Here is a 12,750-nt window from a genome sequence, read left to right as displayed (position 1 = left end):
ATTTCCAGCAATTCTTTGGTAATGGCAGCCTGACGCTCTTTATTGTAGAACAAACGTAATTCATACAGCAATTCTTCTGCATTCTCGGTAGCCTTGTCCATGGCTGTCATTCTGGCTCCATGCTCGGCTGCATTGGACTCAAGTACTATCCGGTAAAACTTCACCTGAAGACTTGCCGGAATCAGTTCATCAATGATTTTTTCCATGGAAGGTTCAAAAATAAAATCGGTTCTCCCGTGAAGGTCGGGCTCTTCTTTTTGATTATCAGCAGGTTGAACCGGCAGGTATTGTTCATTGGTAGTGATGTAAACAGCCGGATTTTTATAGGCGTTGTAGATAATCCTGATTTCGTCAAACTCTTTTGCTTCAAACAAATTCATCACTTTTTCGGCATAGGGAACAATTTTACCAAAAGGCACATTCCCCGAAATATCAGTGATTTTATCAATGATTTGGAAACCTTTTCTGTTAAAATAGTCATAAGCCTTTTTCCCGATACAAAGCAAACTGACCTGACGTCCAAGGGCTTGCTGGGATTCGATAAATTTCATGGTTTCCCGAATCACAAAGCTATTGAAAGACCCGCATAGACCTTTATCGGAAGTAACAGGAATAATCAGTATTTTCCCGACAACAGAGGTACGGTAGTAAGGATTTTGCGACAGATCATCCACACTCTTTGCGAGTGGCTGAATAATCTCATTTATTTTGGCAGCGTAAGGCCTCATTCGTAAAATGGCATCCTGTGCTTTCTTAAACTTTGCGGCAGAAACCATTTTCATGGCTTTCGTAATCTGCTGAGTCGATTTTACCGAGCTGATTCTGAGACGTATCGCTTTAAGATTTGCCATGACCGACTGATTATTTTACATATCTGGCTTCGAGACTTTTGGCAACTGCCTGAAGGGTATCTTTCACCTGATCGTTTATTTCGCCCCGCTTTAGAATATCCAGCACATCCTTATGTTTTGCCTCAAGCGTATCGAGATATTCTTCTTCAAATTTTTTCACATCCTTCACGGCAATCTTGCTCAGCAGCCCGCTGGTTCCCAGGAAGATGATAGCAATCTGATGATCAACAGGAACTGGCGAATAACGGTTTTGTTTCAGAATTTCGACATTCCTTTCACCTTTTGCAATGATGGCGCGTGTGGCAGGATCGAGGTCTGAGCCAAATTTAGCAAATGTTTCGAGTTCACGGTATTGAGCCTGGTCAAGTTTAAGCGTACCGGCTACTTTTTTCATGGCTTTTATTTGTGCATTTCCCCCTACCCTTGAAACGGAAATACCCACATTAATGGCTGGTCTGACACCGGCATTAAAGAGGTTTGATTCGAGGAAAATCTGTCCGTCAGTGATGGAGATAACATTTGTAGGGATATAAGCTGAAACGTCACCTGCCTGGGTTTCGATAATGGGTAAGGCTGTCAGGGAGCCACCTCCTTTTATCAGATGCCGGATTGAATCAGGAATATCATTCATTTTCCGAGCTACTTCATCCGATTGAATCACCTTACAGGCACGTTCAAGAAGACGGCTGTGGAGGTAAAAAACATCCCCGGGATAAGCTTCACGACCGGGAGGCCTTCTGAGCAGCAGGGAAACTTCGCGGTAAGAAACAGCCTGTTTGCTTAAATCGTCATAAATGACAAGGGCAGGTCTTCCTGTATCACGGAAAAACTCTCCGATGGCACAACCGGCATAGGGAGCATAAAACTGCAATGGAGCCGGAGAAGAAGCAGGTGCAGAAACCACAATGGTATAGGGCATTGCACCGAAGTCTTCCAGCGTTTTAACTATTTTGGCAACATTTGATTCTTTTTGTCCGATAGAAACATAGATACAATAGACCGGATTGCCTTTTTCATAATTCTCTTTCTGGTTGATGATGGTATCAATGGCGATGGTGGTTTTGCCGGTCTGCCGGTCACCAATGATCAGCTCACGTTGTCCCCTGCCAATAGGGATCATGGCATCAATAGCTTTTATACCTGTTTGCAGAGGTTCATTTACCGGCTGCCTGAAAATAACACCGGGGGCAATTCTTTCCAGCGGCATTTCATATTTTTCACCACCAATAGGACCTTTGGCATCAAGAGGCTCACCCAACGGATTAATAACCCTTCCCAACATTTCTTCCGACACCATTACCGATGCAATTCGTTTGGTTCTTCTCACCACATCTCCCTCGTGAATATTTTTCGATTCACCCATCAACACAATACCCACGTTATCTTCTTCAAGGTTAAGCACAATTCCGTTTGTACCATCCTCAAAGACAACCAATTCACCTGCACCAACGGCTAAAAGTCCGTATGCCCTTGCAATACCGTCACCTACCTCCAGCACATATCCAACTTCTTCCAGTGAGGCTTTGGTATCGGTGCCTGCAAGTTCTCTTCTCAATATGGATGATATTTCACTTGGATTTATCTTCTGCATTTTCGTTTATTTAATCATTCTTTTTCTTATCTCTTTCAATTCATGAACAATGGTGGCATCCAGCAATTTATCATGAAATTTAATTTTAAATCCCCCGATGATGGAAGGATCAGTTTTATTGACCAGTTCAACGCTTTTTGAACTACTGACTTTTCTGACAAATTCCTTGATTTTTTCAGCCAGCTCCCTGTCAACGGGTACTGCGGTGGTAAGCTCTGCTGTTACAATGCCATTTTTCTGTTTGTATAATTCCAGAAATTCGGTAAAAATTTCAAACAGGAGGTTTTCCCTTTGGTTGTCAGCAATCAGGTCGATAAAATTGAGCGTCTCCCGGCAAAATACATTCTCAAAAGCAGCATGAAGCACCTTTTTCTTTTTGCTGACTTTAACGACCGGACTTTTCAGAAAAACAAGAAATTCTTTATTTTCACGGCATGCTTCAAGAAAATGTTTTACATCGGTTATGGTCATTTCCGTGATTGCATTTCTTTCTGAAAATTCAAGAAATGCCGAGGCATATCGTTTGGTAATCCGGCTACTCATAAAGATCAGGACAAATCTTTGATTTTTTCTTCAATAAGGCGTTTATGGTGTTCAGGGTCAGCAAGTTCTTTCCGGATGATTGCCGTGGTAGTCTCAATAATAATATCGCTTAATTCATTTTTAAGATCACGTACTGCCTCGTCACGCTGACGCAGAATCATCTGGTGGGCTTCCGAAAGAATCCGCTTGCTTTCTGTTTTTGCATCTTCTTTTGCTTTTTCAAGAATCTGCTCTGCCCTTTCTCTGGCTTCTTTAATAATAGAATCTCTTTCCATTTGTCCTTCCACAATCAGCTGAACATTTTTAGCCACCAGTTCCTGAACTTCCTGACGGGCTTTTTCTGCCTGATGCAATGCCTCCTCTATCCCTTTTTCCCGCTCTTTAAGCGCATTGACAATAGGTTTCCATGCAAATTTTCGCAAGACAACCAAAAGTAAGAGAAAAATGACAATTGTCCAGAACATTAACCCAATTCCGGGCGTTAACAAAGCATTGAGTAAAATCATCAGATTTATTTTTCCAAAAGATTAAAAAACAGCCAATCAGCCGAGAAGGCTAATTAAGCAACTTTACCAATGATAATAACACCCAGCACCACACCGAAAAGTGCAACACCTTCGATCATAGCGGCAGTAATGATCATAGCACCATTGATTTTTCCACTGGCTTCAGGCTGGCGTGCAATAGCCTGAGCTGCATTTCCGCCAATTTGCCCGATACCAATACCTGCACCTAAAACTGCGAGTCCGGCTGCGAGTCCGGCACCTAATCCTAATCCTAAATCTAATAAAATCATAGTTTTAATTAATTAATTGTTAATGACCATGTTCAACAGCCTGTCCGATAAACAAGGCTGATAATGTTGTAAAAATATATGCCTGCAATAATGCAATTAAAATCTCAATTAAATCGATAAAAAGGGCAAAAGCAACTGAAACTACGGAAGTAGCCCATCCGGCTGCCGGCACCTGCCCAAGCTTCCCAAAAATAAATATCAGCGAAATGAACGAAATAATAACCAGATGGCCTGCGGTAATGTTGGCAAAAAGTCGTATAGTCAAGGCAAATGGTTTGGTGAAAACGCTGACCAGCTCCACGACAAACATGATGGGTTTTACAAAAACGGGAACTCCGGGAAACCAAAGTATATGCCCCCAGTAATGTTTTTTAGCACTCACATTGGTAACTACCATGGTAATGAGTGCCAGACTTGCCGTAACGGCAATGTTGCCGGTTACATTTCCACTGAATGGAATAAGTCCCATCATATTGAGAAACCAGATGAAAAAGAAGAAATTCAGCAATAACGGAAGGTATTTCTCGTAATGATGAGGGAGATAGGTTTTGGCAATATCATCCCTGATAAAAATAATCACCGGCTCAAGAGCCGATTGCAATCCTTTTGGAGGTGTGTTTGGATTTTTCTGATAACGTCTGGCTATGGATATAAAAATGGAAAGCAATAAAACGGAAGCAAAAAACAGGAACAATACATTTTTGGTAATTGAGAAGTCGAGTGGTCTTGATTCCTTAATTTTTTCATTCAGTCTGACTTGCCAGAGAGCAGCAGAGGCACTGTCGGGAGCAAGTTTCAGGCTGTCGGCAAGGCTTTCAAGCGATTCTTTTGACTGAGGTACCAGTAAAGCACCATGAATGGCTTCAGGATTAAATTCATGCTCTTCAAGATAGCCATATTCAACTGCTCTGTGAGTTGACCAGAAAAAATCAATTTTTTTATTCAGAGGATTGAAAAGAATTCTGGGCAAATTTATACCGACTGTTTTGTGGTCAACAGTATAGAAATCCCAAGAATAAGAATCACCTATGTGATGCATAGCAAATTCAACCAGATTGAAATCATTTTCTTTCTGAGGAGATTGAGCTGCAACCGAGCGATACAATAGGAAGAGGTTAATGAGAAAAAAAACTGTCAGGTTCCTCATGAAAATCTGGTTTTTTATTGCTTTTTATTTAGTTTTCGAACAATAAATGCGACTTCAAAGGTAGTAAAAATCAAATAACTGATAAAGAAAGAAAAGGTGAAATATATCAGCATTTCATCATAGCGCTTAAAAACAAGTAAAAAATAGACAACGGCAACAATCATTTTCAGAAAAACCAGCGACAGAATAAGACCTGTGGCCTGCTGGCGGGCTTTTTCAAGAAAAACGATTAAAAGGATTCCAAAGAGGTATGTAACGAAGAAAAAGAAAGCTGCATTGCTCACCACACCTGTTTTAAGACCCTGAGGAATAAAAGTAAATACGGATATTGCGGTTATTATTCCAATGACGAATGAAAACAACAGATATGCTACGGAAAAGTCTTTTTTCATATTGCCTGAAAATTTGATTATTTTAGAAGTGAACGGTACACCTGAAATAAAGCAATGGCAATCATAATGAGAGATAAAATGATTGTAAACAGTGAATATTTATTTGGAAATTGTCTGTCGAGCCATTGCCCTGTTAAAACGCCTGCCAAAACCGTTGCAACTATCTGAAACCCGAGTGCTGAATATTTAATGAATGATGGATGTTTAAAATCAGGCTTCACTGCTTTTTTCAGAGGTTTTACTGAATAATGAGGTTTGCTGGGGTGCCAGTTTTTCCCTCGTGATTTTCGAAAAATCGCCACCCATTTCACACTTACCATTGAATATGGCTCCGTTTTCCACGATAAGCTTTTTGGTGAAAATATCGCCTTTGATATTGGCAGTTGAACTCAATTTAATAGTGTCTTCCACGATAATTGTTCCGACTACCTGACAGGAAATATCAGCATTCTGGCAATTAATATTACCCTTTACCGTTGCACCGTTTCCTAATATAACCTTTGCTTTAGAATTTATGTTCCCTTCAACTGTTCCGTCTATTCTTAAATCGGAGTCTGAATTAATTTCCCCGACAAATTTTGTGTTAGCGTTTATTAAACTGAACGAATTCAGATTTTCTTCCATATTCTTTTTCATCTGACGATTATATTTTTGTGCAAAAGTATAAACAAACTTAAAATAAAATATATTTTTCAGGGTCCACCGGATTGCCATCATACCAGAGTTCAAAATGCAGGTGAGGGCCATGGCTAAGTTCACCGGTATCGCCAGCTACTGCAATAACCTCTCCCGCTCTGACCACCTGCCCGACATTTTTCAATAATGCTGAATTATGTTTGTAAACAGATATCATATTTCTTTTGTGCTGGATCATGATGGTAAAGCCTGTATTTATGCTCCAGTCGGCAAACACCACCACACCATCCATGACCGACTTAATGGCTGTGTTTGGAGCCGTTGCAATGTCGATTGCATAATGGCCCTGAGCCATGTTGAATTTTTCAGTAACTATTCCTTTGACAGGAGGAAATAAAACAAGATTTTTCAGTTTTTGTGCTGAATTATCTTCTTCTCCGGCTACCAGGCTGAAGGTTTCCTCCGACTCCACCTGTTGCCTCAGAATTGAATCTTCTTTTGATTTCTTCCTGGGGTCTGATTTTGGCATCACTTTTAACGAATCATTTCTGGGATAGGCACTGGATGAATATTGCTCAATGTTACCGGTATAAATGTTCCGGATATTTTCCAGATAACTGACCTGATTGGAAAGAGCTCTTTCCAGTGAATCATATTTCTGGTTTAATTCCGTAAACTTCCTGATGGTGTTAAAATCACCATAACCCGGAATATATTGGCGAAGTGAAGTGTAGGCAATGATGAAAAAAACGGCAAGAAAACCCAATACCAGCGAGGTACTGATAAACATGATAACATTTAACCTGGTCAGTTTAAAGGAGGTTTTCTCTTCAAGGCTGTCTTCCGCTCTGATGATGAGTCTGTATCTGGCTTTGAGCTTTTCGCCCAATGAACGGTTTTGCCTTTCTGCCATGAAAAATTGTTAAATTATCTCCTGAATTAAAATATTTTTGCGGCTTCAAAGTTAGTTAGTATTAGGTTAAAATTTAAAGGTCTTGCGTAAATTTCTATTTCAGATTTTCATTTGGGTGGCCGTATTGTCGCTCACCGGTTGTGCTTCCTTAAAAAATTCCAAAATAGATAAATTTTATCAAAACCTGACTGCCCACTACAATATTTACTTCAATGCCTATCAAAGTTATCTGAAAGTTGTCAATCAAACCGAAACCAACTATGTTGACGACTATACCAATATTCTTCATGTACTTAAATTTCCTGATGAAACCTCAGGAAAAGCAAATTCCTCCAATGTTGACTTTATTCTGACAAAATGTTCCAAGATTCTTGAAAAGAAAAAACTCAGCAACTGGATAGACGACAGTTACCTTCTGATAGGCAAGGCATATTTTTACAGGGGTGATTATTTTTCCGCACTCGAAACACTGCAATATATTGAAGACGAATATCAGGGAAGCACCATCGCTCAGGAGGCACAGGTCTGGATAGCCAGATGTATGTATCAGCAGAAAAAATACGGGGAAACCAAAGCTTTCATTACTCTTATCAAAAGCAATACAGCCTTTTCAAATCAGATTCTGAAGGAGCTTTTGCTAACCGAGGCAATGGTTGACATTAAAAATGAAAATTACCTCGCTGCCTCAAACAACCTCAAAGAAGCTGTCAAATATGAAAATAAAAAGACCAATAAATCAAGGTATCTATTTATTATTGCACAATTGCTTCAGAAAACAGGAAATCTCAAACAGGCAACCGAATATTATGAGAAAGTGATTAAACGGAATCCTCCCTATGAAATGGCATTTCATTCAAAAATTGAAATATCGCACTGCTACTCGGTTACAGATGAAAAAAGCGCCCGACCCATCCGTGGTTTACTTGAAAAAATGTTGCTGGATGATAAAAATATACAGTATTTCGACCAGATTTACCTTGAACTGGGGTTGCTCGAACTCAAGTTGAATAATACCAAAAAAGCCGAAGAATATCTGAAACTCAGCATCAAATACAATCAGTCGAATGAAAACCTGAAAGGTGTTGCATTTATGAAACTGGCTGATTATTATTTTTCAATGCAGAATTACAAACTGGCAAAAAGTTATTACGACAGCACCATCACCAATCTTAATGAGAACTATCCTGATTACGATAAAATATCTGCAAGAAACAAGATGCTGGCTGACCTTGTCAAATACATTGTAACAGCTGAAGCAGAAGACAGCCTCCAATATCTGGCAAGGCTACCTGAAAAATCAAGAGACAGCCTTATAAACATTGCATACGAAAACGAGCTGAAACAAATCCGGGAAAAGGAGAAAGCCGAACAGGAGCGCAAAATGGCTGAAGAGCAGGAAATGAGAATGAGCCGGCAAATGATGCAAAGCCGCCAGCAAGGCTATATGCAACCCCCCGGAATGGACGATAATCTGTCAGGAAAAGCTAAATGGTATTTTTATAACCAGTCAGCCATGACACTTGGTAAATCCGAGTTCATGGTAAAATGGGGGAAACGTAAGCTGGAAGACAACTGGCGTATCAGTCAGAAAAATACTGACTTTGGTGAAGTTGAAGAAGAAACCGAAAAAGAAGAGGCCATTGAAGATATCGTAGCAGTGTTATCAGAAACGGAAAAGAAACAAATTGACTCATTTCTGAAAAACATTCCGAAAGAGAAGCAAAAGTATTACACCGACATACCCTTTACGCCTGCCCAGATGGAAGCATCGCGTAAGCGCGAGATCGAAGCCCTCAAACGTGCAGGTGACATCTTTCTGGAAAGCCTGAAAGATACTGCAAGCGCCATTCAGTCTTATGAAAAGCTCCTGAAAAAGTATCCTGATAGTAAATATGCAGCATATCTGCATTACAATCTTTACCTGCTTTATACAAAACCTGCTGACGCTGATAAAAAATCAGCCCATAAGGAAGCATTGCAACGTGATTTCCCTAATTCCGACTTCGTCATTTTACTCGAAAACCCTGACTATTTCAAAGAAAAATTATTGGCAAGAAACACTGAAATACAGCAGCTTTACAGTCAGACTTATGAATATTACCTCGCCAATGACTGTAAAAAAGTTCAGGAAAACAATGAAATCAGTAAAACAAAATATTCAGGTCATCAACTCCGGCCATACTTTGAATATTTAAGCATTATCTGCAATGCGAAAAACATGAAAAAGGATGAGCTGATAAAAGCACTGACCGACTTTCAAAAAAGTTATGGCAAAGAAAACAAACTGAATGATGAAGTCAGCAACCTGCTGGCTTACCTGAACAATGAAATTGTTATTTCTGACGGCAGTACAACGAACAAAGAAGGGAAAAAAGATGAACCCGGAACTGAGAAACCGGCTTTTATTCTCGACAATAAAGCCCCTCATTACTTTGTTTATGCCTTTGAAAGCAGAAAATATAATTCCAATGAGATCAAGACTGCCTTCTCGGAATACAATGCTAAATTTTATGGCATGGCAAACCTCGAAATCAACAGCATCATGCTCAACAACGACCTTCAGCTGATAATTGTGCGTGAATTCCCTGATAAAGAAAAGGCCTTCGAATATCTTGCAGGTATCAAGTCAGATGAAAACTTTCTGACAAAAATAAAAAACAGAAATCCTCAGATTTTCATCATTCTTCAGGAAAATCTGACCGAAATGGTCAAAAAACAGGAAGTTAAATCGTATTTCGACTTTTACACCAAAAACTACTTTTCAAAGTAAGGCTTTACCTGACTGAGTTGCTGTAGAAATCACAATAAGAGGAGATAAAACATTCATGGCATTTCGGCTTTCTGGCCTGACAAACGTTTCTCCCGAACAATATCAGCCAATGATGAAAATAGTACAATTTTTCTTCAGGAATAATCTCAAGTAATTGTTTTTCAACTTCCAGAGGTGTTTTGGAAGGACGTGCAAGCCCCATCCGCTGAGCAACACGGTAGACATGTGTATCGACAGGCATGGTATTTTTGCCAAAGGCCACACCTGCCACAACATTGGCCGTCTTCCGTCCGACACCGGGCAACTTTTGAAGGTCGTCAACTGATGATGGAATTGTCCCTCCGAAATTCTCCACTACATATTTAGCCATATTCACCAGATGACGGCTTTTGTTGTTGGGATAACTGCAACTTTTAATCTTTTCAAAAACTTCCTCTTCCTTTGCTTCTGCAAGAGAATAGATATCAGGAAATCGTTCAAAGAATGAAGGGGTAATCAGATTTACCCTTTTGTCAGTGCATTGTGCCGATAATATAACAGCAACAATCAGTTCATAAGGATTCTCATGGACAAGCTCTGTTTGAGGCAATGGCATCCACGCTTTGAAAGCAGCTTCAATTTTAATCACTTTTTCTTTCCGCCTGTCCATGTTAAAGGATTTACAAAAAAAAATGCCCCGTTTTAGCGGGGCATTTAGTGTTTTAACTTTAAGTTTATTTTACGAGCAGATTCTGAGTGCTTGAATATCCGTCAACGGTAACTTTCACAATGTACATGCCCGGAACCAGATCGGAAGTGTTCAGCGTGTAAACATGTTCACCAGCCTGAACCTTTTCATTGTCCATCACTTTCACGCTCTGCCCAAGTGCATTGACAAACTCAATACTTACATTGCCAGCATTCATAAGGTTGACAGCCAGTTTTGCATTTTGTCTGGCAGGATTGGGATAAATTTCCCCGACCTTGAAACTGACATTTCCTTCATTGATGGCATCTACCCAATCATTGTCATAAGTGATTTTATAGATAATGTACGGATAGTATGATACTGAGAAAGCATTGCCGGGTAAATATCTCCAGCCAAAGTTATCACCAAGGAATTTTCCGTATCTCATCTGATAATTCATGACCAGACCATTGTTGTATGATGTCAGCTGCGTTCCGTCCGGATCGTAAAACATCTGATGATAGAAAGCATTCAGCTTTTTGTATGGCTTATTTTTCTGGTTTGTGTCAAAATTAATGAGGGTGTCATTGAATTTATAGGAATAGGCAGGTTTAAAGGTAAAGGTTGTAACAAATATAGGATGAGTAGTTTTGGGAACATCAATATTTACAGGAAAAGACAACCATTTGTATTGCCCGCTTTCCCATGTAGCTGTGTCTTTGTATTCCAGTTCATAAATAATCTGCTGGGTAAAATCAACCCCACTAAGCGTAGTGGTATCATACTCAACAGTTGCCCATGGCTCCTGTGTGGAAGTCCAATTATAGCGGTCAACCTTGTCAGCATTGTAAAACTGAATGACCAGTTTATCTTTTACTGCATCACTGTTGAATTTTTCATAGAGATACCTGAAAGCAATTGAGTCAACCCTGTATGGTTGTTTTTTCTCAAGTTGGTCATAATCAGAAAGTGGCCACATGTCGTCTCTCGGATCAAAGGCAAGACCCATTGAATGCCATTTAACATACGAGGTGGTTCCGTCATTGTTAACTCTCTGAACAAAAGTATCGGGGAAGATGGCATTGGTGAAATACCTCATAGTGCCTCCAAGGAAAAAGTCAAGTGCTGAGGTAAATGAATACCATTCACTTTTAATATCTTCCCTGTAAGGTGCCTGAAATGCAGGCCATTCGGTTGCCTGAATCAATTTCGGGTCTTTAGGAATTTCCCCGTTTAACTTCTGGCTGACAATACTGTTCTGTGCAAAAACGTTCATTCCGAGTACTACCAGAACGAAAAGTGATAAAATTTTTCTCATATAACTCTTTTTTTGATTTTACATTTAGGGTTCAAAAGTATTAGAATTTTATCTAACAGCAAATTTTTTTACAATTTTTTGTCATTTTCTTTTAATGACGTTCAAAGACCGAATTAGGTTGACTTAAAACAATTGTATTTTAAACAAATCAAGCCACTGTCTTTTTTTCTTCCAAATCTTTTTTCCTGTCTTCCCTTTCACATCAATAACACTTGTATTTTCTGACTTATAGTCATTAAGCTTTAGATAAATTTGCACCGGTTTTATTTAATACTTACCGCATTACCTTCTGAAAAAGTGATCGAATGATTTATCTGTTGCTTTGTATTTGTTGCTCTTCTGCCATCAATATCATCTTTAAAATTGCAGGAAGAAAAAATGCCGATAGTTTTCACATCATTCTGATTAACTACATTTTTGCCATCATCCTCGGCATTATTATCTCTGAGCATAATTTCGGTCAGGTTTTTAAGACCATTTATCCTCATCTTCCAGTCATCCTGCTTACCGGAATACTTTTCATTGCCATGTTTTACCTCGTCAGTCTGTCGGTAAATTCTGCGGGCATTACCAGAACAGCCATTGCTTCCAGAATGTCGCTGATTATTCCTGTGATTTTTTCTGTGGTTTATTTTAACGATTTGCTGACGGCTCCAAAGATTACAGGGATAGTTCTCGCACTGGGTGGACTTTACCTCTCAATTTTCAGAAAAGTTCAGAATAAATCCATTAATGATCATAAATCATTCTTACTGCCTGTGGTCATTTTTGTTGGTGCCGGCATTGTTGATTCTCTGCTGAAATACTCTCAGGCGGCCTTTTTAAATGCTGCATCTCTCCCTTTATACACTTCTTTTCTTTTTCTCATTGCCGGAATCTCAGGCTTTCTGGTCTTTTTCATTAAAAATCAGGCTTTTAACAACCTTTTTCGTCAGAATGTTTTAATTTTAGGAGCTGTGCTTGGTTTCGTCAATTATGGCTCAACTTATTTTTTCATTCAGGCATTAAACAAATCAGGCCTTGTCTCTGCCTCTGTTTTTGCCGTCAATCATATCGGTATCGTTTTATTCAGCATTTTTGTATCCTTACTTTTTTTCAGGGAAAAACTCAGGTGGTACAACTGGAT

General features: G+C 39.4%; 14 protein-coding genes. 2 read left to right on the top strand and 12 right to left on the bottom strand.

The window, feature by feature from the left end; all coding sequences use genetic code 11:
* The 10 genes from atpG to GX437_10060 form a co-directional block, all read right to left on the bottom strand.
* Positions 1-851: ATP synthase F1 subunit gamma (gene atpG / locus GX437_10105; GenBank protein ID NLJ08010.1), on the bottom strand; the 851-nt coding region annotated here is incomplete at its 3' end.
* A 10-nt stretch (positions 852-861) separates the two neighbouring features.
* Positions 862-2,442: a F0F1 ATP synthase subunit alpha gene (locus tag GX437_10100; protein ID NLJ08009.1), complete on the bottom strand. Its 1,581-nt coding sequence runs from the start codon at positions 2,440-2,442 to the stop codon at positions 862-864.
* A gap of 6 nt (positions 2,443-2,448) precedes the next feature.
* On the bottom strand, positions 2,449-2,985 hold the full coding sequence (gene atpH / locus GX437_10095) for an ATP synthase F1 subunit delta (protein ID NLJ08008.1): 537 nt from the start codon (positions 2,983-2,985) through the stop codon (positions 2,449-2,451).
* 5 nt (positions 2,986-2,990) lie between these two features.
* Positions 2,991-3,491, bottom strand: a complete 501-nt coding sequence (gene atpF / locus GX437_10090) for a F0F1 ATP synthase subunit B (protein NLJ08007.1) — start codon at positions 3,489-3,491, stop codon at positions 2,991-2,993.
* A 53-nt stretch (positions 3,492-3,544) separates the two neighbouring features.
* Complete coding sequence (atpE, locus tag GX437_10085) at positions 3,545-3,781, bottom strand: ATP synthase F0 subunit C (GenBank protein NLJ08006.1); 237 nt, start codon at positions 3,779-3,781, stop codon at positions 3,545-3,547.
* A 19-nt stretch (positions 3,782-3,800) separates the two neighbouring features.
* Positions 3,801-4,928, bottom strand: a complete 1,128-nt coding sequence (atpB, locus tag GX437_10080) for a F0F1 ATP synthase subunit A (protein ID NLJ08005.1) — start codon at positions 4,926-4,928, stop codon at positions 3,801-3,803.
* Between the two features lie 14 nt (positions 4,929-4,942).
* Positions 4,943-5,320: a hypothetical protein gene (locus GX437_10075; GenBank protein NLJ08004.1), complete on the bottom strand. Its 378-nt coding sequence runs from the start codon at positions 5,318-5,320 to the stop codon at positions 4,943-4,945.
* A 17-nt stretch (positions 5,321-5,337) separates the two neighbouring features.
* On the bottom strand, positions 5,338-5,541 hold the full coding sequence (locus tag GX437_10070; protein NLJ08003.1) for an AtpZ/AtpI family protein: 204 nt from the start codon (positions 5,539-5,541) through the stop codon (positions 5,338-5,340).
* Entirely contained in the window at positions 5,531-5,956 is a 426-nt protein-coding gene (locus GX437_10065; protein ID NLJ08002.1) for a polymer-forming cytoskeletal protein, read from the bottom strand. The genes GX437_10070 and GX437_10065 overlap by 11 nt, the downstream gene beginning before the upstream one ends.
* 37 nt (positions 5,957-5,993) lie before the next feature.
* On the bottom strand, positions 5,994-6,869 hold the full coding sequence (locus tag GX437_10060) for a M23 family metallopeptidase (GenBank protein NLJ08001.1): 876 nt from the start codon (positions 6,867-6,869) through the stop codon (positions 5,994-5,996).
* Between the two features lie 82 nt (positions 6,870-6,951).
* Here GX437_10060 and GX437_10055 point away from each other — a divergent pair, with 82 nt between their 5' ends.
* The gene (locus GX437_10055) at positions 6,952-9,639 is read left to right on the top strand and encodes a tetratricopeptide repeat protein (GenBank protein NLJ08000.1); all 2,688 of its coding nucleotides are present in this window, start codon (positions 6,952-6,954) and stop codon (positions 9,637-9,639) included.
* 4 nt (positions 9,640-9,643) lie between these two features.
* On the opposite strand, the gene nth is transcribed toward GX437_10055, so the two are convergent.
* On the bottom strand, positions 9,644-10,288 hold the full coding sequence (gene nth, locus GX437_10050; protein NLJ07999.1) for an endonuclease III: 645 nt from the start codon (positions 10,286-10,288) through the stop codon (positions 9,644-9,646).
* Positions 10,289-10,352: 64 nt separating this feature from the next.
* Positions 10,353-11,624: a T9SS type A sorting domain-containing protein gene (locus GX437_10045; protein NLJ07998.1), complete on the bottom strand. Its 1,272-nt coding sequence runs from the start codon at positions 11,622-11,624 to the stop codon at positions 10,353-10,355.
* Between the two features lie 305 nt (positions 11,625-11,929).
* On the opposite strand from GX437_10045, the gene GX437_10040 reads away from it, so the two are divergent.
* Positions 11,930-12,750, top strand: an 821-nt coding sequence (locus GX437_10040; protein NLJ07997.1) for an EamA family transporter, incomplete at its 3' end; no start/stop codon positions are given.

The organism is Sphingobacteriales bacterium (assembly GCA_012517435.1).
In the GTDB taxonomy this organism is placed as follows: Bacteria; Bacteroidota; Bacteroidia; order CAILMK01; family JAAYUY01; genus JAAYUY01.
Note: the sequence above shows the minus strand (reverse complement) of the source record. Positions and strands in the feature narration are given on the sequence as shown.